This window comes from Psychroserpens mesophilus, from assembly GCF_000826645.1.
In the GTDB taxonomy this organism is placed as follows: Bacteria; Bacteroidota; Bacteroidia; order Flavobacteriales; family Flavobacteriaceae; genus Psychroserpens; species Psychroserpens mesophilus.
In genome coordinates this window covers 17531-42045 of sequence record NZ_JXJP01000004.1, presented here as the reverse complement: position 1 = coordinate 42045, position 24515 = coordinate 17531, and the positions used below count along the sequence as shown (strand labels likewise).

Here is a 24515-nt window from a genome sequence, read left to right as displayed (position 1 = left end):
CCATTGAAAATCACACCTGTTAAAACACCTTTAGTAGCAAAAAAGATGTTTCCAAATTACGTTTGGGACATTCCAACTCAAACTAAGGATTTGTTCCTTACATTTGATGACGGTCCAACTCCAGAAATCACAGAGTGGACGCTTGATATTTTGAAAGAATATCATGCAAAAGCTACGTTTTTTTGTATAGGTGCAAATATTGAAAAGTATCCTGACATTTTTCAAAAAATTATAGCTGAAGGTCATACCATTGGTAATCATACTCAACATCATGTGAAGGGTTGGAAAACCAAAAGTAAGGCCTATCTTGATGAAGTTTTAGAGACAGAAAAACAGATTAGGACTTACCAATCTCAACGTTCGCATTTATTTCGTCCTCCTTACGGACAAATTAAACCAAAGCAAGGAAAACAACTTATAGATTTAGATTACAAAATCATTATGTGGGATGTCTTATCGTTTGATTGGCAAAAAGAAATTTCTAAAGAAGAATGCTACACTAATGTCATCTCTAAAAGTAAAAAAGGAAGTATAATCGTTTTTCACGACAGCGTAAAAGCATCTAAAAATATGATGTATGCACTTCCCAAAGTTCTGGAATATTTTGGTGAGGGAGGATTTAGATTTAAAGCCTTAAGTTTCTAGAGAAACTCTTGAACTATACCAATAAGTGTATTTGCATCTTGTTCACCACTATGACGCCATTTCATTTCACCGTTTTTGTAAATAATAAGTGTTGGTAGACCTTTAACCCGAAGTGCTTCAGCCAACTCCTTATTTTTATCAACGTCAATTTTAATGACTTTAGCTTTATCGCCAAGAGCAGCAGCAACATCTCTCATTACTGGATGCATCGCTGTAGATTGTTCATTCCATTCTGTGAAAAAATCCAGTAAAACAGGAATGTCAACATCTATAAGTTCCCCAAATTTTGACATACGTTTAAACTTTTAAATCAAATATCTATATACAAACCTACACAATTTTTGGCTATACTTTAAATAAAGTATTGTAGTAGGTTCACTCTGAATTATTTATAAAAATAAGCAATTTCAGAGTAAATATAACATTTCCATGCTATTAAGCGTTATTTGAGCCTTTTTTAAGGGTAATAACTGTTACTTCTGGCCAAATTCCAACTCTTCCTGGATAGCCTAAGTAACCAAAACCTCTATTTACATTGATATACTGCCCTAACTCTTCATAAATTCCAGCCCATTGTTTATACCTCCATTTTACAGGACTCCATTTTATCCAACCTGGAATTTCAATTCCGAATTGCATGCCATGTGTATGACCACTTAAAGTTAAATGGTAATGATAATCATCGTTTACAACTTCTGCTTCCCAATGACTTGGGTCATGACTCATTAATATTTTAAAATCCTCTGCATTTACTTGATTCGCAGCCTTTTTGAGATCTCCTGCTTTCTTAAATCCTCCCTTTCCCCAGTTCTCAACTCCTACTATAGCAATTCGTTGTCCGTCACGTTCGATAAACCGACTTTCATTGAGCAATACATCATATCCCATTGTCTTTTGCAACTGAATTAAATCTGCTAAATTCTGTGCTTTTGCATCAGGTGACGGCCAATCGATATAATCACCATAATCATGATTTCCTAAAACAGAATACACACCATCTTTAGCTTTTAACTCACTGAATAAGTCTGCCCAAGGAAGCATTTCTGAGGATTTGTTATTTACCATATCTCCAGTAAACATAATCACATCAGATTGTTGTTGATTAATGAGATTAACACCATATTCTATCTTTTTACGATTGTCGAAACTTCCAGAATGGATATCGCTTATCTGCGTAATTTTATAGCCATCGAAGGCCTCTGGTAAATCTTCAAAATGAAGCACATAGTCTAAAACTCTAAATCTGTACTTTCCTTTATACATGCCATAAAGTAAAGACGCAAAGGGAATTGCCGCTAAACCTAAGGCTATTGTGCTTATAAACTTGCGTCGTGATGGCATGTAAAACGTTTCTTTAGTCGCAAATAATTTATCATACAAGCCTAAAGCCAATCTAATAATATCTTCACCAATCAAAATTGGAACCATGACCAAATTTAAAGACATGAATGCCAGCAAAATACCAAATGCATAACTTTTAGCCGGATTTAGTACGCGTCCTTCAGAACCGATAGAAAATTGATAAATAAAATTACCCGCAACTATAATTGCAACTACAATAAATAAATATTGTATCCAACTTATTTTTGTTACTGTTTTAATTGCCTGAAAGCCATATACTGTAAAAAGAGAATAGATTAAAATAAAGATAATCCAACGCACCATACCTGTAATTTTTTCAAATATAACGCATTTTAAAGCGCAACTATCTCGATAAATTATATTTAACGATACCTTAAGATTTACTATCTTTTCAATCGAATTAAAAACCCTCTCATGAGATTCATCTTTTCAATGGCTTTATTAGCTTTTACATTTACTGGCTGTAACCTTCATAGTGATAGTAAGCGTAGTGCAAAAAAAGATAAACCTCTTATTCAATATGTAAATCCATTCATTGGTACTGGAGGACATGGTCACACCTACCCTGGAGCTACGATGCCTTTTGGTATGATGCAATTAAGTCCAGACACAAGATTAAATGGTTGGGATGGCTGTTCTGGTTATCACTACAATGATAATTATATTTACGGATTTTCACATACGCACTTAAGCGGTACAGGTGTTAGTGATTATGGTGATATCTTATTAATGCCTACCAATGAAATTAATTTTAATAATGGTAGTGACGGAAAAGCGGGTTATCGCGCTCATTTTTCTCATGATAATGAAACTGCAGAACCTGGTTATTATAAAGTGCTTTTAGATTCCACAAATATTGAAGTTGAATTAACGGTTTCAAAAAGAAGCGGAATCCATAAATACAGTTATCCTTCTTCAGATCATCAATATGTAATTTTAGACTTAGAGCATCGCGATGAATTGTTAGATTATAAAATTCAAATGCTCAATGATTCTACGCTTACAGGCTTCAGACATTCAAAGGCTTGGGCTACTAATCAACGTTTATTTTACCACATTCGGTTTTCAGAACCCATAAATGATATTACCTATTTGGAAGGTAAAACACCAATTTCAAAAAACTATAAATTTTTAAGTAAACAAGCTGTTATCGAATTTGACAACCCAACTAATGAACCTGTTTTAATAAAAATTGGCATTAGTGCTGTTGATGCGGAAGGTGCTCACAAAAATTTAGAAGCCGAACTGGCAAATAAGTCCTTTGAAGATATAAAAACTGAAGCCCAAAATACCTGGGAAATACAACTCGAAAAAATAGTCATTGAATCTCAAAACGAAGATTATAAAACAAATTTCTACACCTCGTTATATCATACTATGATTGCTCCAAATCTGTATCAAGATGTTGATGGACGTTATCGTGGTATGGATTTGGAAATTCACGAAACCAAAAATTTTGATTACTATACGGTCTTCTCGCTTTGGGACACCTATCGTGCTGCTCACCCTTTATATACGATTATTGAACAGAAACGAACCAATGACTTTATCAACACGTTTTTAGCGAAATATGATGAAGGTGGTATCATGCCTATTTGGGATTTAAGTGCCAATTACACTGGTTGTATGATTGGTTATCATGCGGTTCCAGTTATTGCTGATGCATATCTAAAAGGTATTAAAAATTTTGATACTGAAAAGGCGTTTGAAGCCATGAAACATTCTGCTACCAGAGATAAATTAGGATTAGCCAGTTATAAAAAATATGGCTTTATTCCTGTGGAAGAGGAAAGCGAATCGGTTTCAAAAACCTTAGAATATGCTTATGACGATTGGACGATTGCTCAAATGGCTAAAGCCTTAGTCAAAAATGAAGATTACAAAACCTATACTGAAAGAGCTCAATACTATAAAAACGTTTACGATCCTAAAACACAATTTATGCGTGGTCGTTTCAGAAATACTTGGTTTGCTCCTTTCGATCCTTACGAAGTGAATTTTAATTATACCGAAGCTAATTCCTGGCAGTATAGCTTTTATGTGCCTCAGGACATTACCGGATTTACAAATCTGTTAGGTGGAAAAGACAAACTCGAAGCGCAGTTGGATGAATTATTTACGGCTGAAGCTGAAACATCTGGCCGAAGTCAGGCAGATATCACGGGACTTATTGGTCAATATGCTCACGGAAACGAACCAAGTCATCACATGGCTTACCTGTACAATTTTGTAAACAAACCACATAAAACTCAAGAGAAAGTACATCAGATTCTAACTGAATTATATACGAACTCACCTGATGGCATTTCTGGAAATGAAGATTGCGGACAAATGAGTGCGTGGTATGTGTTTTCATCTTTAGGATTTTATCCTGTAACACCTGCAAGTAATCAGTACGTTATTGGAGCACCCTTATTTGATAAGGCCACGATACATCTTGAAAACGGAAAATTTTTCAACATTATAGCTCATAATTTATCTCACACTAATAAGTATATCGAATCGTTGTCTCTAAATGGAAATCCGTTTAAAAAGTCTTTTATTACTCACGAAGATATTATAAATGGTAGTACTTTAGAGTTTCAAATGACCGATACACCTTCCATTTGGGGAACACAAAAAGGTCAAGAGCCAAATACAAAAATCGATGATTATCTTATTGTCCCTGTACCTTTTATTGCTCAAGGTGATGTCGCTTTTAAAGGTGAAACTGAAGTTGTTTTAGATAACGTAGATAAAAATGCAGCCATTTATTATCGGTTAGGACATAAAGGTGGCTTTAAAAAATATGAGCAACCATTCACAATTGACAAAGCCATTTCACTTACAATCTATTCAGAAAATAAAGGAAATAAAAGTGCCACCATTGAAACCCAATTTTATAAAATAGATCCCAATCTTTCTATTACACTAGAAACTGAATATGCTAACCAATACAATGCAGGAGGAAATGATGCACTTATTGATGGTATCTTCGGAACGCTTGATTTCAGAACAGGAACCTGGCAAGGCTATTGGAATAATGATGTGATTGCCACTATTGACTTAGGTAGCCTCAAGAATGTAACAAGCGTCTCCATTAACTTTTTACAAGATCAACGTTCCTGGATTTTTTACCCAACAGAAGTCGAGTGTTTTGGATCAACAGATGGAGAAAACTATTTTCGATTAGGTAACAAAAAAACAATTGATGCCACTGTTCCTATCGAAGAAAGTGAAATTAAAACACTTGACTTCAAACAACCTTCAAAAAAATTCCGATTCTTAAAAATTATTGCTAAAAAATTAGGCGAACTTCCAGAATGGCATTTAGGTCACTCACATAACGGAAGAAGCTGGATTTTTGTAGATGAAATTACAATTAAATAATAAAATCCTATTTTCACATAAATTACCAACTCATGACAAACCAAAACAACAAATCAGCTTTAACGACATTAGTTACCGTGTTTTTTTTCTGGGGATTTATAGCTGCATCCAATGGTGTATTCATTCCGTTTTGTAAAACGTATTTTAACATCGATCAGTTTCAATCACAATTAGTAGATTTTGCATTTTATGGCGCTTATTACATAGGAGCACTTTTACTATTTATAATGTCAAGTGCCATCAAAAAAGATATCCTAAATAATTGGGGTTATAAAGCGGGTATTGTATACGGTTTGTTACTATCTGCTGTTGGTGCGTTTATCATGTATCCAGCCACAGCTGGTGCAGAACAAGGTCAAACAAGTGTCTTCTACTTTGTACTCATCGCATTGTTTATTGTTGGATTAGGCTTCTCATTACAACAAACTGCCGCAAACCCATTTGCTATCGCTCTTGGCGATCCAAAAACCGGATCGCATAGACTAAATTTAGCTGGAGGTATCAATTCCTTTGGAACCACAATTGGACCTATAGTTGTGAGTTTTGTAATATTTGGTTCAGCCACTTGGAGTACCGATGAATTAGCGCAAATGATAACTGATAATAAAATCACCCTTGTAACAGTACAAAACTTGTACCTTGGTGTTGGGACATTATTTTTAGTTGCAGCAGCCTTGTTTTATTTTTCAAAAAAATTACCTGCATTAAAGTCGGAAACTGCTTTTGAACCTGCTAACAAAGCTCGCAACTTATTAATTCTATTAACTTTAGTTGTGGTTGGCTGCTTTGGTTACATCTTTAACACTTATTCTGGAGATGCCATTGCAACTGAAGCTATAGAACAAACACGATTAATTATTCTTTTCATTGCACTTTTTGCAGTTATTGGGTCTGTATTTGTTGCAAACTCAATGGCCTCTAAAAAGCCTCAAGGATGGGGAGCAATGAAATACCCTCAATTAGTCTTAGGAATGCTGGCTATATTTACCTATGTTGGTGTTGAAGTTACCATTGGAAGTAATCTTGGAGAATTATTGAAACAAGGTGTTGGAAACTCAAACTTAAACGCCCTAGGATTGCCTATTTTAAATGATTCTGAAATCGGCAAATACATCTCACTTTATTGGGGCGGATTGATGATTGGACGATGGGTTGGCGCCATTACAGTTTTTAATCCTTCACAAGGACTCAAGAAGGCATTGCTTATTATTGTACCTTACATTGCCTTTGGTGTTATTCTATTGGTAAATTCATACAACAGTACCTTTTCAACTAATGAAATTCTATTTTTCGGAGTGTGTATAGCAGTTCAAATTTTTGGATTCTTCTTAGCTAAAGACAGTCCTGTTAAAACCCTGAAGATATTTAGCTTTTTAGGAATGCTGGGCATGTTAATAGGTTTATTTTCTTCAGGAAATATTGCCTTGTTTGCATTTTTATCTGGTGGACTATTTTGTTCAATCATGTGGCCATGTATTTTTACATTAAGCATTGCTGGATTGGGAAAATATACTTCTCAAGGTTCTGCTTTTTTAATCATGATGATTTTAGGAGGTGCAATAATTCCTCCTGTTCAAGGTAAATTAGCAGATGTGTTTAATATTCAATCTTCGTATTGGATTGCTGTGGCTTGTTTTGGCTACTTGTTGTTTTATGCCTTCAGAACAAAAACTGTATTAGACAAACAAGGTGTAACTTACTAGCAGCTAACTTTTATTATGAAACGTAGAGATTTTATAAAAAATGCATCTCTTACTGGCGTCGGACTTACTGTTGGAAACTCACTCCTTAATTGTGCTGAAAATTCTTCAGAAAAAACCAAAAAAGAAATGACTATAACAACCAACAAATCTAAAAACCCAATTGCTATTTGTACTTGGGGATTTGTAAATGCAAATGCAAAAGCTGGTGAAGAACTGTCCAAAGGGGTAAAAGCACTTGATGCTGCAATTGCAGGTGTTTCCGTTGAAGAAAAAAATCTTAAAAACACAACGGTAGGTAAAGGTGGTGCACCCGACAGAGAAGGGAACGTAACTCTTGATGCGTGTGTTATGGATAGCAATGGTGATTGTGGTTCAGTAGTTTGCGTTGAAAACATTACTAATGTAGCCGAACTGGCAAGACGTGTTATGACCGAAACACCTCATGTGATGTTAGCGGGTTTAGGAGCCGAAGAATTTGCCTATCGTCAAGGGTTAGAAAAAGACAACCTCTTAACGGAAGCCTCAAAAAAAGCCTGGAAAGAATGGTTAAAATCCCCTGAATACAAACCATTAATTAATATCGAAAATCACGATACTATAGGGATGTTATGTATGGATAAAGATGGTGATATTGCTGGTGCTTGTACAACCTCTGGCTTATCCTATAAAATGAAAGGACGCGTTGGAGACTCACCAATTATTGGTTCAGGATTATTTATTGATAATGCAATTGGAGGTGCAGTAGCCACAGGGATGGGTGAAGAGATCATGAAGACCGTTGGAAGTTTTTTAATAGTTGAACTCATGCGAAACGGTATGTCTCCTCAAAAGGCCTGCGAAGAGGCTGTAAATAGAATTACCAATAAAAATGATCGATACAAAGATTTTCAAATTGCTTATATCGCAATGAATACATCAGGTGATGTAGGATCCTATTGTATTCATAAAGGATTTACCTATATGAAATATCAAAATGGAGTGAATAAAAATGTTCATTCTGACTACTTTATTAAGTCATAGGACCATTCAAATTTGCAACAATTATGTAGCTAAATCGGAAATATAAGTTGATTATCCTAACTTTAAATTACGTTCAAAAAAATAATCATAGCTTAGAATAAATACTTTAAAAATGCGATTTACTTTCATAGTAACAGTACTATTTTTCGTTTTAACACCTATTTCAAGCGCGCAAAACGTCTCTAAAATAGATTCTCTGCAAATTGTTATTGAACACACTAAAAACGATAGCATCAAAATGGATGCTTACAATAAATTAAGGCGATTAACGTATTATTCTGATCCTAATTCCTCTAAAGACTACACCCAAAAATTTTACGAATATGCGAAAAAGCGAAAAGATTCGTTTAGTGTTGCTTTGGCAAATTATTATTTAGGAAATGCACATGTTGTTGAAAGTGACTTTGAAACAGCCATTCAATTTTATTTTAAATCTGCCGATTATTTCGAAAAGAAAAAAGATTCTGCTCGCTTAAGCTCTGTATTTAACGGTATTGGCGCAGCCTATGAAAACAGTGGTAACGACACGCTATCTCTAAAATATTTTAAACGATCTCAAAATATTAGCAAATCCATAGGTGATTTAAGACGAAGTGCTATTGCTTTAAATAATATTGGCAATATTTATAAAAACAGAGGTGATCTTGAAAATGCAAAATACTATATGGAACGCGCATTAGAAGATGTGAACAATACAAATCATATCGAATATATAACTTCTTTAAGCATAAACCTAGCGAATACTTATCTTGACTTGAATGAAATTGACAATGCAACTCCTCTATTCGAAAAGGTAATCATGATAACTGATTCCATAAGTGATATTTACTCTTACGCCTCAGCTCTTAGAGGATTAGGAAATGTTGCCATTGCAGAAGGGAATAATAAAAAAGGGCTAAAACTATTAAATGATGCTTATCATAAATATAAAACGAATAGATTTTTTGATGAACAACTATCTATCATGCCAGATCTCATTCTTGCTAATGAATTGAATAAAAATTATGCTCAAGGATTGCATTTAGCAAATCATTACCAAAAACTTAAGGATTCTATTTTTAATGAGCAAAAAGATAAAAACTTATCTGAAGCACTTCAGAAATATGAGACTGAAAAGAAAGATGCTCAATTAAAACTATTAAAAGTTGAAACTGAAAAAAGAGAACAACAAAACCAATTATATATCACCTTAGCTATTGCTGGTTTATTTATGGCAGGAGTTCTGGGTTATTTTAGTTTTAAAAACAGACAAAAAAATAAAATATTAGCCAAACAGAAAAGCTTATTAGAAGACACCTTAGATGAAAAAAACACCCTGTTAAAAGAAGTACATCATCGCGTTAAAAACAGTTTTCAAATTGTATCTAGTTTATTGTATTTGCAATCTGAAAATGTCGAAGATAAAGAAGCAAAAATTGCCATAAAAGAAGCCGAAAACAGAGTTCGATCCATGGTATTGATTCATCAGAGATTATATAATAAAGATGAACTTATTGGAATTAACGCCAAAGATTATTTTAGTGATTTAGTACGTGATATTTTTGAAAGCCATCAGTTTGAATCCAATCCTATTTCTTATCATCTCGATGTAGAACCTTTTGTTTTAGATATTGAAACCATAACACCTGTAGGCTTAATTTTAAACGAACTTATTGTTAACACCTTAAAACATGCTTTTGATGAAGTCACTTCAGAAAGTAAAATAGACATCCTTTTTCAGAAACAAGAAGAACATTTAGTATTAAGAGTCATTGACAATGGAAAAGGTTTTGAAGGTGAAGTTAAAAGCGCTTCTTTCGGGATTACATTAATAAAAGCTTTATCCAAAAAACTTAAGGCAACATTAAATTATAAATCTAAAATAGATTACGGAACAGACGTAACCTTAATTATAAAAAGGTATAATTTACTTTAATATACTTCTATGAAATATTTACAAAAAAGAATAGCATTCACTAACTTTTTAAAAGATATAGTTTAGCTTTAGCCTAGATATCTTAATAAGCCTGTACCAGTTTGAAAGCCTTACAAATTTATATCGTTGAAGATGAGCCATTGATAGTTTCAACTATCGAAACTGCTTTGTTAAAGCATGGGTGTAAAATCGTAGGTGATGCAGAAGACGTTTTGAGTGCATTAAAGGATATTAAAACCTTGCAACCAGATTTAATTCTAGTTGACATTCAACTACAAGGAGTTCATGATGGTGTTGATTTGGCACAAGAATTGGATAAAGCGCAATTACCATATTTATATTTAACTTCTCAAACCGATCCTGAAACGATTCAACGGGTTAAGCAAACAAATCCTTTAGGCTATATCGTCAAACCATTTACCGAATCTGGTCTAAGAAGTAATATTGAATTAGCATGGCACAATTATGAGTCACAAAACAACGACTTCCTTATGCTCAAATCTGAAGGTCGTTTACATAAGGTCAATCAAAATAGCATTCTTTATCTAAAAGCATTTGATAATTATTGCTATGTACATACTCCGTCTAAAACCTATTTAGTTCCTCACACTTTAAAACACATGTCTGAGCAACTCAATAAAGAACACTTTATTAAAACTCACCGTTCATACTGGGTTAATATTAATCATATAGATTCTGTAGGTGTAGATGAGCTAGTTTTAAAAACAGAATCAATTCCTGTTAGCGCATCACAAAAGAGTCTTGTCATGAGTAAATTAAAAAGCAAATAAATTAGATTAATTGCTTTCACTAAAGTTTTTCCTGCCTTTACTAAAAATTATCTGTTACAACACTTGTAAGAGTTAAATTTATAGAGCTATTAATCAGGTTTTTAGTGGATTCGATATATAACTACTCTACATTCCCACAAGGTTATTTCCTCTAAAAAATCACTTCGAAAACATAATCAGGATGAACTACTTAAATGATAATACTAAGCGTTCTTACGTTAATGAAAATGCTTTAAAAAATATATTCAAAGGAGTCGTTGTATTACTGTTATTCACTTTCACTCATGCTTCATTAGCACAAGTTGGTATTGGGACTACATCTCCCAACAGCTCAAGCATTTTAGATATAGAGTCTGATGCCAAAGGAATTCTAATCCCGAGAATGACGGCACTTGAGAGATTGGCAATTACTACGCCTGCCGATGGACTAATGGTTTACCAAACAGATGACGTAAAAGGGTTTTATTTCTATGATGGATCTACTTGGGATCGCATGCTTAAAGAGAGTATAGATCTTGTGCCTACTGGAGCTGTGTTTTCTTTTCCGGTAGAAACACCTCCAGCTGGTTATCTAGTTTGCGATGGTTCGGCTGTTAGTCGTGCAACTTATGCTGACTTATTTGCTTTGATTGGAACTTATTATGGAGCAGGTGACGGTTCTACGACATTTAATTTACCAGACTATAGAGGTAAGTTTTTAAGAGGCTTTGATAATGGCGCTGGAAACGATCCTGATGCTGCAAGTAGGCAAGATAGAGGTGATGGAACTACTGGAGATTATGTAGGAACTACACAAGATGATGACCTGTCTAGTCATCTTCACGAGAATATTCCGCCAAGTGTGATATCAACCACCAATGGTAGCCATTCTCATAATACCTATACTACAACTATAAGTACCAATGCTTCTGGTAATCATTATCACAATGTACCATCAAATTCGACAACTACAAATTACATTGCACCTCATACACATATACTTAGAGGACAACGTGTGAATGCGAATACATCAACTTTTGGATCAGACGATGCATTTCTAATAGATGAAAATAATGCAGGGCCCGAAACTATGAATACATTGAGTTCTGGTGGTCATAACCATACTGTAACCATTCCGGCTTCGAATACAAATACTACTGGAAATCATAACCATACTATAAATATACCGTCACTTAACACGTATTCTAATGGAAGTCATAATCATCAATTAAATATGCCAACATTCAATTCAGAACTCACAGGATCGACAGAAAATAGACCTGTTAATATTACTGTCATGTATTGTATAAAATATTGAAGAATTATAAATGCTAGAAAACAAGACAGAAACATATCAAACTAATAAAATTGTAAGCAAAGAATAAACATATTAATTGGAATGCTATTCAGTTATGTTTTTGAAAAAAAAGTCGTTTGTAGGGAACGGCTTTTTTTGTCAAAACCATTTGATAGTTAAATTAACTAATTTTTGTTTAAAATTGCCGTAAGGTGGTATCAACAAATCTACCGCACCAAGGGTATGCTGCTTTAAAACAGATCGTTGGTTTGTGAATTCAAGAAATCCAAAATAGCCATGAGACTTTCCAATACCACTATTGTTAGAGCCTCCAAAAGGTAAGTTATGATTTAAAAATTGTAACAAATTATGATTTATACAAGTGCTTCCTGCTCTTGTATTATTAATAATGTACTTAATATTCCTTTTATTTTTACTGAAAATATATAGCGCTAATGACTTTTCTTTTGAATTGACGTAATCAACCACCTCAGCTATTTTATCATAGGTTTTCACTGGAAGTATAGGTCCGAAAATTTCATTTTGCATGAGATCACTGTCTTCAGGAGCATCAAAAACTAATGTAGGTTCTATGTAATTGTCTTTTGCTTCTACAGTTCCTCCCAACGCAATGGAAGCATTTCTTGAAACGGCTTCTTCTAAATAGCCTTTCAAACGTGTAAAATGTTTCTGGTTGACGATTCTTCCGTAGGACTTTGAAGCAGAAGGGTTTTCGGTGTAAAATTCAGTAAGGTACTTTTCAAAGGCACTTTTAAATTCAGATCTGACAGACGCATTAACTAATACATAATCTGGTGCAATACAGGTTTGTCCGGCATTAAGAAACTTTCCGAAGATAATTTTTTTAACCGCTTTATCTAAATTAGAAGTATCGTCAACAATCACTGGCGACTTTCCTCCCAACTCTAAAGTTACAGAAGTTAAATGCTCTGAGGCTGCTTTCATCACGATTTTTCCAACCTGAGGAGAACCTGTAAAAAAAATATGGTTAAAAGGAAGCTTGAGCAATTCTTGCGACACCTCAACTTCACCTTCAACAAGTGCTACTTCATTTTCTTCAAACACCTCTTTTACAATCTTTGCCATCACAGCAGATGTGTTAGGCGTCATTTCAGAAGGCTTTAACATTACGGTATTTCCTGCAGCAATTGCTGAAACTAAAGGTCCGAAAGTAAGATTTATAGGAAAATTCCAAGGAGAGATGATCAGGCACACTCCCTTTGATTCATTTTTAATCCATGATGAACTTCCAAGCAAAGCTATAGGTGTATCTACTTTTTGTCGTTTTAACCAAGACTTTAAATGTTGGCTCACGAAATTTATTTCGTCAATAACAGGATAAATCTCTGTTAAGTCTGTTTCAAGCGTAGGCTTTTTGAAATCCGCATAAAGAGCATCTCTAATCTCTTGCTTGTACGTTCTCTCTAAAGCGAACTTAAGTGATTTCAACTTTTTTATTCGAGTTTTATACGTGGTATTACCCACTACAAATTGGTTACTTTTTTGTGCATTGAACAATGCTGCGTAGGTATTATCGGAATAGTTCATAATCTTTATTGGAAAAAAAGAAAGATACAATAATTTATAATGTACTTAATCCCTTAAAACAGATTAAGGATATCGACAAACGGCTATTTTTAGAAATCATAGCTCGCAATACCCGTATTTATTGAGTTTTTAAAAACACGTGTCATTTTTATCGTTAAAATGCATTCTAAAAAACCACTTAACCAAAAAAAACAACACTTAATCTACAACGTATTTATTGGGCTTCAAGCCGTTTTTGTGTAGTTCATCGATGTTTTTTGCGAACGTGTTCATCTTACCTAAAAATCGGTCGCTTTATCCAAAATATTCATTCTCAACCTTAATTGTTACGTTTCTTTGACATGAGTTTAATAACAAGCCCCAAGCAATTATGAAAAAAGTTTTAACAATATTAGCGATTACAATGTTACCTTTCTTATCTATAGGACAGGAAGCAAATACTACTGATATTAAAAATACTGATACTATTGAAACTGTAATTGAAAACGCAGAAACTCAAACTACTAAGAGTGAAACAGCTGAAGCTTCAGCAATAAAAGCTCAGATTATTAAAATTAACCGTAAAAAAAGTACAGATATTATTAGCATTAAAGCTTACAGAAAAAGTTTACACATTAAAGTAAAAGAGGTAAGAGTTTGCTAATAGGCTAGATAAAATCAAAAAAAAACCCGAAACATTGTTTCGGGTTTTTTATATCTATAATTTAACTTCAAGCGAAATTTAATTCACCATTCGCTTCTTGTTCTTTAAACTTCTTGACCAGATCAAGTGCATCAGGTATGACATCGCTACATAAAATGATAAGTGATCCTTTAACCGCATTTTTTACTGCAAAGGTTATAGCTTCTTTTTCTGAAGGAATGATTGTCGTTTTCTTGTTAGGATCTTTCATTTTAATCCCATCATTTAACATCTTAATAAGTTCTTCTTCGGTTTTTCCGCGTAAACGTTTGTCCTGACGAATAATGATTTCATCAAACATTTCAGCAGCAATAGAACCCATTTCGTTATTATCTTCGACACGTCTATCACCAATTCCTGCAATAATACCGACTTTAACTGTAGCTTCTAATTCATCTGTAAATTTCTGTAAAGCTCTCATTCCAGCAGCATTGTGTGCGTAATCTAGTAAAATTGTAAAGTTTTCAAATTTGAATAAATTTAATCGTCCAGGTGTTTGCGATGCTGAAGGAATAAAAGTTTCTAAACCTGCCTTCATATCTTCGATACTAATACCCTGAACATGAGCAGCTAAAATTCCGGCTAACACATTTTGAATCATAAATTTTGCTTTCCCTCCATAAGTTAACGGAATTTGCTCAGCTCTCATAATTCGCATCTTCCATTCGCCTCTGCAAATGGTTACGTAACCCTGTTCATAAATAGCTGTAATTCCATTGAGACGTTGCATCGCTTTAATTCGAGGGTTATTCTCATCCATGGAAAATAGCGCCACATTACAATTAACGGTTCTTCGCATTTCATATACCAAATCATCATCGGCATTTAAAATCGCATAACCATCAGGCAAAACTGTTTCTGGGATGACACCTTTCACCTTTGCTAATTGTTCTATGGTATGAATTCCTTTAAGTCCCAAATGGTCTGCTGCAACGTTGGTTACAATCCCAACATCACATTTTTTGAAACCTAATCCAGCGCGTAATAATCCGCCTCTTGCACACTCTAAGACTGCAAAATTAACGGTAGGATCTTTTAGTACAAACTCTGCACTGGCAGGACCTGTACAATCGCCAGTCATTAGTAATCTATTTTGAATATATACGCCATCACTTGTTGTGTAACCTACACGATGACCATTCATTTTTGCAATGTGAGCGATTAAGCGAGAGGTTGTTGTTTTTCCGTTGGTACCAGTAATGGCAATGATTGGAATTCGACCAGTGTCGCCTTTTTGAGGGAATAATTTATCAATTACTGGAGCAGCCACATTTCTAGGCAATCCCGATGTTGGTGCCAGGTGCATTCTAAATCCTGGACCTGCATTAACTTCTAAAACAGCTCCACCTGTTTCACTCAGTGGTTTTGTTATATCTGTGGTCATAATATCGATACCACAAATATCTAAGTCGATAATTTTAGAGATACGTTCTGCCATAGAAACGTTTGCTGGATGAATAATATCGGTAATATCTTCAGCCGTTCCACCAGTACTTAAATTTGCTGTGTCTTTTAATATAAGTCGCTCACCTTCAGGTATCACAGAATCTAAAGTGTAACCAGCATCTTTTATAATTGTTTTCGTTAATTCATTAACTGTAATTTGAGTGAGTACATTTTCATGACCATAACCTCGTCTAGGATCTGAGTTAACTTTATCAATAAGTTCTTGAACTGTAGATTTTCCATCACCAATAACATGAGCTGGTGTTCGAATAGCACCTGCAACAAGCTTATTATTAATTACTAATAGTCTGTAATCGTCTCCTTTTATAAATTTTTCAACTATGATGGCACCACTTTTAGAACTCTCTTTGGCATGATGAAAGGCCTGAAGTGCATCTTCATAATTTTGAATATCTACTGTGATGCCTCGACCATGATTACCATCAATGGGTTTAATCACTAACGGATAACCAACATAACGACAAGCCTCTTCTAAACTACGCTCACGACGAATAATATCACCTTTCGGAACTTCAACCTCAGCTTGTTCCAGTAAAAATTTTGTATCCTCTTTATCACATGCCAATTCTACTCCAATACTACTGGTTTCACTAGTTACTGTAGCCTGAATACGCTTTTGATTGGCACCATAACCTAACTGACAAAGTGAATATTTATTCAATCGAATCCAAGGAATGCCTCGAGCTTCAGCCTCTTCTACAATAGAACCAGTACTTGGACCTAATCGATCTGCTTCACGAAGTTCTCTCATATGCTGAATATCATCAGACATATCATAGTCTTCACCTTTAATCAAGGCTTCACATATGTTTACTGAAGCCTTGGCAGCATAGCGACCAACAGATTCTTCCATATAAGCAAAAACCACATTGTAAACACCTTCTTCACCATAACCTCTTGTTCTTCCAAAGCCAACATCCATTCCGGCAAGGGTTTGAATTTCAAGAGCAATGTGTTCTATTATATGTCCCATCCACGTACCTTCTTCAACACGCTGAAAAAATCCACCAGGTTCACCAACCGAACAACGATGTTCATACATGCTTGGGAACATTGATTTTAAACGGTCATAAAAGCCATCAATTTTATTAGAAGGCAGTTCTTCCATTTCTTCAAGATCAAGGACCATCACTATTAATTTATGACGTCTAACAGACCAGTAATTTGGTCCTCTCATGGCATTTATTTCGCGTATTTTCATTTAAATATAATTTCGGTTAGTTAATGTGAAAGATTATAAATATAACATTTTTCAATAGAAAAATTAGTTTATTTTTGCTTAATATTTAAACCACAGAATAGACCGTATGCAGAAGATAAAAGGAACACTAATACCTATTGGAGGAAATGAAGATAAAGGTATTGATGCTAATGAAATGTACACTTTAGAATTTATTGATGAAGGTATTTTATTTCACGTTGTTAAAGAAGCTGGAGGTCCTGATGCTCATATTGTAGTGATTCCTACTGCCTCAAGTATTCCTAAAGAAGTTGGAGAAAATTACTTAACAGCCTTTACGACTTTGGGCTGTAAAAATGTTGAAGTGTTAGATATCCGTTCCAAAAAAGATTCTGAAAAACAACACGCTATAGAGTTAATTAAAAATGCTGATTGCGTGATGTTTTCTGGTGGTGACCAATCAAAAATTACTAATAAAATAGGAGGATCGACCATTCATAAGATTTTATTAGACCGTTATCAAAACGAAGAAGGCTTTGTTATTGCCGGAACAAGTGCTGGTGCGATGGCCATGGCTAATGAAATGATTGCAGGTGGCAGTGCTACAGAGTCTTTCATTAAAGGAGCTGTTAAGATGTACAAAGGTTTATGCCTAATTCCTGAAGTTATTATTGATACACATTTTATTCGTCGTGGTCGCTTTGGAAGACAATCTGAAGCCATAGCGAAGCATCCTAATCTTTTGGGTATTGGACTTGCAGAAGATACTGGAATGATTATAAAAAACGGAATTGAATGTACCGTTATTGGCTCAGGTATGGTCATTGTTTTTGATGGTAGTAAATTAACGCACAATAATGAAAAAGTTCTAAAAGAAGGCACTCCTATGACCATTGCTAATCTTACTATTCATGTCCTTTCTAATGGTGATCAATACAATATAGAAAACAGAAAAGTGACTGTGCTCCCAATTGAAGCTCCTTTCATCTAATAATTTTGTTAGCCAATACATTTTCCTATAATTTAGAGTCTTATGAAAATTAGGGTTTTAATAGGAATTATTTTTCTCTTACTTCAAGTAGGATCCATAATTTATGCTCGTTTTATTCCAGAGCGCTTTTTTTGTTGGGCACCCTATGATACACATGTAAAATTTGAAGTATTTGTGACCATAGACGGAAAGACTTTGAGTCCAGAAGACACCGAAGCACGATACAATTATAAAATGAGAGGTTGGGAACAACGCTCTATTGATAATATCTTCTCATTAATATCTCAATATGAGCGCACCTATGGTAAAGCAGATAACGCTCAGGTTTTAATCACCTACGCTGTTAATGGTCACGAAGAAAAAGAATGGAGGTTTTCACATGAATAATGTCTCAACGTTCATCACCAGACCCTTTCAGTTTGAAGGTACAAAATTGCATCCAAATGTTTTACTGATGTGCAAGCTACTCGTCATTTTAATGACTGCACATCATATGTTTTTTAAGATAGCAGATCCTTTTATTCCTTTTATTCCAGCTTTAGATTGGTTTAATGAATATCCCAATGTCTTTAAATATTCACTAAGAGCAATATATGCCTCAAGTGTTTTTGCTTTACTTTTTAATATTAAGGTACGAACGGCAGCTTTGGTTACAGGTTCGGTTGTTATCCTAAGTATTATAGCCTCAAAGCCATTATTTTTTAACCATACCTTTATTTGTGGTTGTGCACTTTTTCTAGCTGGATTAACCAATGACAAAGAGCCACCTTATTTGCTCATATTTCAATTGAGCTTAGTGTATTTTGGAGCGTCTATTAATAAGTTTTTAGAACCTGATTGGTGGTCTGGAGCATTTATGGATACCTGGTTAGGCACTGCCCGAGAAAATCCTGTGTATTTATATGTTTCAGAATTATTGCCCGAATTAGTCTTTGCGAAGCTATTATCTTATATAGCGATGATTACTGAATTCGCTATTGCCGTATTAATATTATTCAAAAAAACCCGAAATTTAACCTTGTGGTTTATCATCATTTTTCATACCACACTGTTTACACTAACCTCTTTTAGATTCGGTCACTTTATTGAATCCTTAGCTATTGTATTATTGGCATTTTTGAATATTCCTAAAGAACAATTACGCATTAGTTATAAGCAACAGTCACTTCATCCATTAAAACAATTTTTCACTTTTTTAGATCGAGACAAAAAGCAAACTTGGTCTGATTTACCTTCTGAAAATTCACATTGGCTTCGCCTTGAAACGAAAGACAAAACACTTTACAATCACGAGGCATTAAAAGATATTTTTTTATATACTCCTAATTTTTTTATGCTTTTGATTGCTATTGATATGGCAATGTATATTGTGTTGTATAACCATAGAACCACCTTGTTTGTGTTCAATATGATTTTCATATGGAGTGTTATTTTTTATTTTTTGCCAATACATTGGAAAAAGAAGAAAAAAAGCTAATTATTTATAAATAGAAATGTCTTCTTCTCCTTCTGAAGTTTTACTCGCTCGATACATCCCTTCCGTATTGAAAGGCATTGCAATATTCCCTTTGGTATCAACAGCAATCAATCCACCATCACCACCAATGTCAAGAATACGCTTGTGAATCACTTCTTCGGAAGCCGCTTTTAAACTCATGTTTTTATGTTCCATTAAACAAGACACATCATAAGCGACAACACCTCGAATAAAAAACTCACCACTTCCAGTACATGAAATCGCACAGGTTTTGTTATTGGCGTAATTGCCTGCGCCTATCATCGGACTATCACCAACGCGTCCCCATTTTTTGTTGGTCATACCTCCTGTTGAAGTTGCTGCCGCAATATTACCATCTTGATCGCAAGCCACTGCGCCAACCGTTCCAAACTTTGAGTCTTTCTTCTTAGCATGATCTAATTGAAACCTATCGGTATCTTTGATTTCTAACCATTGTTGATGACGAAAGTCGTCATAGAAATAGGTGTCATTTTCAATGGTATAATCAAGTTCCTTTGCAAACTGCATCGCACCTTCTCCAGCCAAAAACACATGTTCACTTTTTTCCATAACATCACGAGCTAAAGATATCGGATTCTTAATTCCTGTGATTAAACTCACAGCACCTGCGTTTAAAGTATTCCCATCCATGATACTGGCATCCATTTCATGAGATTCTGTAGCCGTAAACACAGAACCCTTTCCTGCGTTAAATAAAGGTGAATCTTCCAAAACTTTGACGGCAACCTCAACAGCATCAATGGCTGTTCCACCAGCTTCTAAAATAGCGTAACCCTTATCTAAAGCCAACTTCAAATCGTTTTTGTATCTCGCTTCTAACTCTGGAGTCATCATACCTTTTACTAGAGTTCCTGCACCTCCATGGATGGCAATCGATAACGTGTTCATTTGTAATTATTATTTAGACTTCAAAAATACGCTTTAGTTTCAATTATTTAATTAAAATGAATCATCAATCTGTGTCCTTAAAAATTGTATTTTTATGACAAATCACCCTAAATAATACTATGGAATATAGTTTTTATCGGATATTATTTTTATTCATAATTAGTTGTACCATTTTAAATGCACAAGATTATACGTTTTATCATTATGGTTTAGACGAAGGGTTATCTCAAGAAACAATTAGAAGCATTCTCAAAGATAAAAATGGATTTTTATGGCTCGGAACTCAAGATGGATTAAATAGATTTGACGGAACCTCGTTTACTATTTACAAAAATCAAAAGAAAGATAGCTTATCCATTTCGGGAAATTTCATCAATACAATGGTTGAAGATGATGCCAATAATATATGGATTGGTACTAACGATAATGGGATTTGTATCTACGATTCAAGTTTGAATAGTTTTAAAACAACTTCAGTAAAAAAAGGTAATTGTACAAGCCTATCAAAAATGTCTGATGGATCTATTATTGCTACAGTCTTAAATGAAGGTATTATACTATTTGAAAAGAAAGATAATAACTATGTGCTCTCTAAAATTTCACAGGTTAATCATGAACAATTACAATTTAACAACAGTCATCTTTATGAAAATTCATTATTCGTAAGCACCATTGATGGTCGCGTTTTTGTTGTTGAAAATATACTTAGCAACACTAGAGTATTTAAGGAATTAAAACTAGGTAGTTCAATTGGTTTAATCAACACTATGTTTGTAAAAGATCATATGCTATGGCTAGGAACATCAATGGGATTATTTGCTTTTAATAGAAATGAAAATACACTCCTTACCATAACATTAGAATCTAATGAAGTTAATGAAAAATTAAACGTCGAATCCATTGATGCTTTCCAGAATACGTTTTACATAGGAACTTTTAATGGCCTTTTTGTTGCTAAAAACTTTAATGGTACTCAATTTGAAAACATTACGACTTATAAGGGAGACCAAACACATAACAATTCTATTTCTTCCAATAGAGTTTATGACACATTTACTGATGGCAATTTACTCTGGATAGGAACAAATAATCTGGATGTCGTTCCTCTTAAAAATCCTGTATTCAAAAACATCAACACGACCTCTGAAATTGCGCTTAACAATAGTTTCATTTTAGCCTTTGCAAAAAATAAAGACTATGTATTTGTTGGGACTCGAAAAGGAATTAACTGTATAAACACGAAAGGCGAAGTCACTTCGATTACAAAAGAAAATACAGACGATAAATTGGCTTTTAACGTTATCAGAGCTATGGCAATAGATCAGGATAACTACTTGTGGGTTGGAACTATAAAAGGAGCATCTGTAATACATCTAACTGACTTTAATCCAGAAAAACCTAAGATCATTAGTTTCTTTCATGACGAAACTGATACGTCTTCATTAAGCTCAAATACCACTAGAGGCATTTATATAGACCACAATAATAGTGTTTGGATAGCTACCTATGGTGGTGGAATAAATCGATTTACTGGTAATTTAAAAACAAATACAATCACATTTGAACACTACAAAAGCAGTGCTGACAATAATTCTTTAAGTTCAAATTTTACTTATAACATGTCTCAGGACAAGGATTTAAATTATTGGATTACTTCTGAAGAAGGCCTAAATAAACTAAGTTTTGAAGGTGCTAATTATTCAGAACCAAAATTCACTAAATTTTATCATAACAAAGACGATGTCAATAGCCTAAGTAGTAATACAACATTGCATACGTGGCATGATGATAATCAAATTTTGTGGATTGCTACACAAGATGGTTTTAATAAATACGATCCTATAAAAAACACCTTTAAACGTTATGGTGAAGACCATGGGTTAACGAACACATTTGTGTATAGCATTACCGAAGACAAAGCAAATAATTTATGGCTTACAACTAATGGAGGCCTTTTTAAATTTGATAAAACTACTGAACAGTTTATTAACTATAATCAACAGGACGGATTACAAAGCTCTGAGTTTAATTTAGGTGCTCATTATTACAATAAAGAGACTAACGAGGTTTATGTTGGTGGCATCAACGGATTCAATATTTTTAATCCAGAAAAAGTCTCAGAATTAGATGTTCAAGGCAACCTTATCTATACCTCTTTAAAAATAAAAGATAAAGAAATAAGTCCGATAAACCATCCATCAATTTTAAAGGAAAGCATTACAAAAACCGATGAAATCAGGCTCAATTATACAGACTTTCCTTGTTACATCAGTTTTTCAGATTTGGATTTACGACCTAACAAAAACAATCAATTTATTTACACCTTGAATGAAAATGAATGGAACGACTTACGAGGCACTCGAGAAATTCAACTGTTAGAATTAACTAAGGGTAATCATATACTTCAAATTCAAGGAAAATCTCGAGATAAAGTTTGGAATAAACCACCTTTACAACTAAACATCAAAGTAATACCACCTTGGTATAAAAGTAACTTAGCTTACCTAGCGTATTTAATAGTGTTTTTAGGAATCGTTTACGCTTTCTATAAAATAAGTTTACAAAGGCAAATTGCCGGACAAGAATCAAAACGCCTTCAAGATTTAGATGATTTAAAATCACGATTCATAACAAATATAACCCACGAATTCAGAACACCTTTAACGGTAATTCTGGGCTATTTAAATCATTTAAAAGAACGATTTTCAGAAAAAGATGAGGGTAATACTGCTTTGAACACCATTGAACAGAACAGCAATAATTTACTTCAATTGGTTAATCAAATGCTGGATTTAGCCAAATTAGAACAAGGAAAATTAACCCTTAATACGACACAAAGTGATATCGTATCCTACATGCAATATCTGGTACATAGTTTCTCCAGTATTGCTGAAGAAAAATCGATAAGCCTCAAATTTGAATCGGACATTGACGAACTAAAAATGGATTTTGATGCTGAAAAAATGCGTCAAATACTTACTAATTTAATGTCTAATGCGATAAAATTTTCTGTCGAAGATTCACAAATTACAATTGCTGCTAAAATCAAAAATGATACATTAAAAATTAGCGTAAAAGACCAAGGCTTAGGAATTCCTGAAGACCAATTACCTCATATTTTTGATCGCTTTTTTCAAGTTGAAAACCAAGAATATAAAGTCTCTCAAGGCACTGGAATTGGCTTGTCACTAACCAAAGAATTGGTGCAACTTATGGAAGGCAACATCAAGGTTGATTCAAAAGTCAACAAAGGCACAACATTTACAGTGACATTACCGATTAGAAATTCGGCCCTTGAAGGTTCACCAGAGTTGAACCCATTAAAAAGCAGTATTGGTAAAACCTATGTCCCAAAACTAGATGATGTTGTAACTCCCGAAGACACCAATTCCGTTTTAATTGTTGAAGATAATTCTGACATGGCGCGTTATATTGCCTCTTGTTTACAAGGACAATACAAAGTATCATTTGCTAATAATGGTTTAGAAGGTTTTGAAAAGGCTGAAGACACCATACCAGATATTATCATTACCGATGTGATGATGCCTGTTATGGATGGGTTTGAATTAACTCAAAAACTTCAATCGCAGGTTACTACGAATCATATTCCTATTGTGATGCTAACGTCGAAAGCTATGCAAGAAGACAAATTAGAAGGGATTTCCAGCGGTGCAGATGCGTATTTAACCAAACCTTTTCAAAAGGAAGAATTGCTCCTACGAATGCAAATGCTCATAAGCAAACGGCAACAACTGCAAGCGACTTACAGTCTAGATCAACTTAAAGCACAAACACCACAAAAAACACCAGACAAAAATGTAGAATTTTTAAAGCAAGTTGTAAACCTTATTCATGAACACCTTGAAGATTCTAGTTTTAATGCTTCAAAATTGTCCAAAGCTTTAGCTATGAGTGATTCACAACTGTACCGAAAATTAAAAGCCATTTCAAATTCAAGCACCTCCATTTTTATAAGAAACGTACGTTTAGAAAAATCGAAAGAGCTCCTTAAAACTACAAATCTTTCCGTTTCAGAAATCGCTTATGCTACCGGATTTAACGACCCAAATTGGTTTAGTAAAGTCTTTAAAGAGACTTTTAATATTAGTCCGACTGAATTCAGAAATTAACTATTTCA

At 34.1% G+C, this 24515-nt stretch carries 17 protein-coding genes; 12 read left to right on the top strand and 5 right to left on the bottom strand.

All coding sequences use genetic code 11. From position 1 onward, the window contains the following. The first annotated feature begins 3 nt into the window (after positions 1-3). The gene (locus tag TD18_RS05915; protein WP_040249890.1) at positions 4-645 is read left to right on the top strand and encodes a polysaccharide deacetylase family protein; all 642 of its coding nucleotides are present in this window, start codon (positions 4-6) and stop codon (positions 643-645) included. On the opposite strand, the gene TD18_RS05910 is transcribed toward TD18_RS05915, so the two are convergent. Together TD18_RS05910 and TD18_RS05905 are read right to left on the bottom strand one after the other, a co-directional pair. Next, a complete protein-coding gene (locus TD18_RS05910) occupies positions 642-938 on the bottom strand; it encodes a thioredoxin family protein (protein ID WP_033957573.1) in 297 nt (98 codons plus the stop codon). The genes TD18_RS05915 and TD18_RS05910 overlap by 4 nt on opposite strands. A 142-nt stretch (positions 939-1080) precedes the next feature. Continuing rightward, complete coding sequence (locus TD18_RS05905) at positions 1081-2310, bottom strand: metallophosphoesterase (RefSeq protein ID WP_040249886.1); 1230 nt, start codon at positions 2308-2310, stop codon at positions 1081-1083. 111 nt (positions 2311-2421) lie between these two features. Here TD18_RS05905 and TD18_RS05900 point away from each other — a divergent pair, with 111 nt between their 5' ends. The 6 genes from TD18_RS05900 (at position 2422) to TD18_RS16615 (ending at position 12102) form a co-directional block, all read left to right on the top strand. Next, a complete protein-coding gene (locus tag TD18_RS05900) occupies positions 2422-5376 on the top strand; it encodes a GH92 family glycosyl hydrolase (protein ID WP_040249884.1) in 2955 nt (984 codons plus the stop codon). Positions 5377-5408: 32 nt separating this feature from the next. Beyond that, entirely contained in the window at positions 5409-7079 is a 1671-nt protein-coding gene (locus TD18_RS05895; RefSeq protein ID WP_040249882.1) for an MFS transporter, read from the top strand. 15 nt (positions 7080-7094) lie between these two features. After that, the gene (locus TD18_RS05890) at positions 7095-8099 is read left to right on the top strand and encodes an isoaspartyl peptidase/L-asparaginase family protein (protein WP_040249880.1); all 1005 of its coding nucleotides are present in this window, start codon (positions 7095-7097) and stop codon (positions 8097-8099) included. Between the two features lie 112 nt (positions 8100-8211). After that, positions 8212-10014, top strand: a complete 1803-nt coding sequence (locus TD18_RS05885; RefSeq protein WP_040249878.1) for a tetratricopeptide repeat-containing sensor histidine kinase — start codon at positions 8212-8214, stop codon at positions 10012-10014. A 101-nt stretch (positions 10015-10115) separates the two neighbouring features. After that, positions 10116-10805 (top strand): LytR/AlgR family response regulator transcription factor, encoded by a 690-nt coding sequence (locus TD18_RS05880; protein ID WP_040249876.1) that lies wholly within the window; start codon positions 10116-10118, stop codon positions 10803-10805. Between the two features lie 181 nt (positions 10806-10986). Continuing rightward, positions 10987-12102 (top strand): tail fiber protein, encoded by a 1116-nt coding sequence (locus TD18_RS16615; RefSeq protein WP_052461058.1) that lies wholly within the window; start codon positions 10987-10989, stop codon positions 12100-12102. A 138-nt stretch (positions 12103-12240) separates the two neighbouring features. Here the strand turns inward: TD18_RS16615 and TD18_RS05870 are convergent, their stop codons facing one another. After that, positions 12241-13650, bottom strand: a complete 1410-nt coding sequence (locus TD18_RS05870; RefSeq protein ID WP_040249874.1) for an aldehyde dehydrogenase family protein — start codon at positions 13648-13650, stop codon at positions 12241-12243. A 370-nt stretch (positions 13651-14020) separates the two neighbouring features. On the opposite strand from TD18_RS05870, the gene TD18_RS05865 reads away from it, so the two are divergent. Then, positions 14021-14293 carry a hypothetical protein gene (locus tag TD18_RS05865; RefSeq protein ID WP_040249872.1) on the top strand — a complete coding sequence of 91 codons (273 nt, stop codon included), beginning with the start codon at positions 14021-14023 and terminating at the stop codon, positions 14291-14293. A 67-nt stretch (positions 14294-14360) separates the two neighbouring features. Here the strand turns inward: TD18_RS05865 and cphA are convergent, their stop codons facing one another. Then, positions 14361-17000: a cyanophycin synthetase gene (gene cphA, locus TD18_RS05860; RefSeq protein WP_040249871.1), complete on the bottom strand. Its 2640-nt coding sequence runs from the start codon at positions 16998-17000 to the stop codon at positions 14361-14363. Between the two features lie 106 nt (positions 17001-17106). On the opposite strand from cphA, the gene TD18_RS05855 reads away from it, so the two are divergent. Genes TD18_RS05855 through TD18_RS05845 form a run of 3 tightly spaced genes read left to right on the top strand, consistent with a single transcriptional unit; the run spans position 17107 to position 19447 of the window. Then, positions 17107-17970 (top strand): cyanophycinase, encoded by an 864-nt coding sequence (locus TD18_RS05855; RefSeq protein ID WP_040249869.1) that lies wholly within the window; start codon positions 17107-17109, stop codon positions 17968-17970. A gap of 42 nt (positions 17971-18012) precedes the next feature. Next, entirely contained in the window at positions 18013-18357 is a 345-nt protein-coding gene (locus tag TD18_RS05850) for a hypothetical protein (protein WP_040249866.1), read from the top strand. Continuing rightward, complete coding sequence (locus TD18_RS05845) at positions 18317-19447, top strand: HTTM domain-containing protein (protein WP_084205855.1); 1131 nt, start codon at positions 18317-18319, stop codon at positions 19445-19447. Before TD18_RS05850 ends, TD18_RS05845 begins: the two co-directional genes overlap by 41 nt. On the opposite strand, the gene TD18_RS05840 is transcribed toward TD18_RS05845, so the two are convergent. Continuing rightward, positions 19448-20377: an isoaspartyl peptidase/L-asparaginase family protein gene (locus TD18_RS05840; RefSeq protein ID WP_040249862.1), complete on the bottom strand. Its 930-nt coding sequence runs from the start codon at positions 20375-20377 to the stop codon at positions 19448-19450. A 119-nt stretch (positions 20378-20496) separates the two neighbouring features. Here TD18_RS05840 and TD18_RS05835 point away from each other — a divergent pair, with 119 nt between their 5' ends. Continuing rightward, entirely contained in the window at positions 20497-24507 is a 4011-nt protein-coding gene (locus TD18_RS05835) for an ATP-binding protein (RefSeq protein WP_040249857.1), read from the top strand. Positions 24508-24515 lie beyond the last annotated feature (8 nt).

What these genes read in the sequence shown, in the direction of transcription:
- TD18_RS05900 (WP_040249884.1), top strand. Translation starts at nt 2,422, where the DNA reads ATGAGATTCATCTTTTCAATGGCTTTATTAGCTTTTACATTTACTGGC.
- TD18_RS05845 (WP_084205855.1), top strand. Translation starts at nt 18,317, where the DNA reads ATGGTCACGAAGAAAAAGAATGGAGGTTTTCACATGAATAATGTCTCA.
- TD18_RS05885 (WP_040249878.1), top strand. Translation starts at nt 8,212, where the DNA reads ATGCGATTTACTTTCATAGTAACAGTACTATTTTTCGTTTTAACACCT.
- TD18_RS05835 (WP_040249857.1), top strand. Translation starts at nt 20,497, where the DNA reads ATGGAATATAGTTTTTATCGGATATTATTTTTATTCATAATTAGTTGT.
- TD18_RS05910 (WP_033957573.1), bottom strand. Translation starts at nt 938, where the DNA reads ATGTCAAAATTTGGGGAACTTATAGATGTTGACATTCCTGTTTTACTG.
- TD18_RS05855 (WP_040249869.1), top strand. Translation starts at nt 17,107, where the DNA reads ATGCAGAAGATAAAAGGAACACTAATACCTATTGGAGGAAATGAAGAT.
- TD18_RS05890 (WP_040249880.1), top strand. Translation starts at nt 7,095, where the DNA reads ATGAAACGTAGAGATTTTATAAAAAATGCATCTCTTACTGGCGTCGGA.
- TD18_RS05840 (WP_040249862.1), bottom strand. Translation starts at nt 20,377, where the DNA reads ATGAACACGTTATCGATTGCCATCCATGGAGGTGCAGGAACTCTAGTA.
- TD18_RS05895 (WP_040249882.1), top strand. Translation starts at nt 5,409, where the DNA reads ATGACAAACCAAAACAACAAATCAGCTTTAACGACATTAGTTACCGTG.
- TD18_RS05905 (WP_040249886.1), bottom strand. Translation starts at nt 2,310, where the DNA reads ATGGTGCGTTGGATTATCTTTATTTTAATCTATTCTCTTTTTACAGTA.
- TD18_RS16615 (WP_052461058.1), top strand. Translation starts at nt 10,987, where the DNA reads ATGAACTACTTAAATGATAATACTAAGCGTTCTTACGTTAATGAAAAT.
- TD18_RS05850 (WP_040249866.1), top strand. Translation starts at nt 18,013, where the DNA reads ATGAAAATTAGGGTTTTAATAGGAATTATTTTTCTCTTACTTCAAGTA.
- TD18_RS05870 (WP_040249874.1), bottom strand. Translation starts at nt 13,650, where the DNA reads ATGAACTATTCCGATAATACCTACGCAGCATTGTTCAATGCACAAAAA.
- TD18_RS05865 (WP_040249872.1), top strand. Translation starts at nt 14,021, where the DNA reads ATGAAAAAAGTTTTAACAATATTAGCGATTACAATGTTACCTTTCTTA.
- cphA (WP_040249871.1), bottom strand. Translation starts at nt 17,000, where the DNA reads ATGAAAATACGCGAAATAAATGCCATGAGAGGACCAAATTACTGGTCT.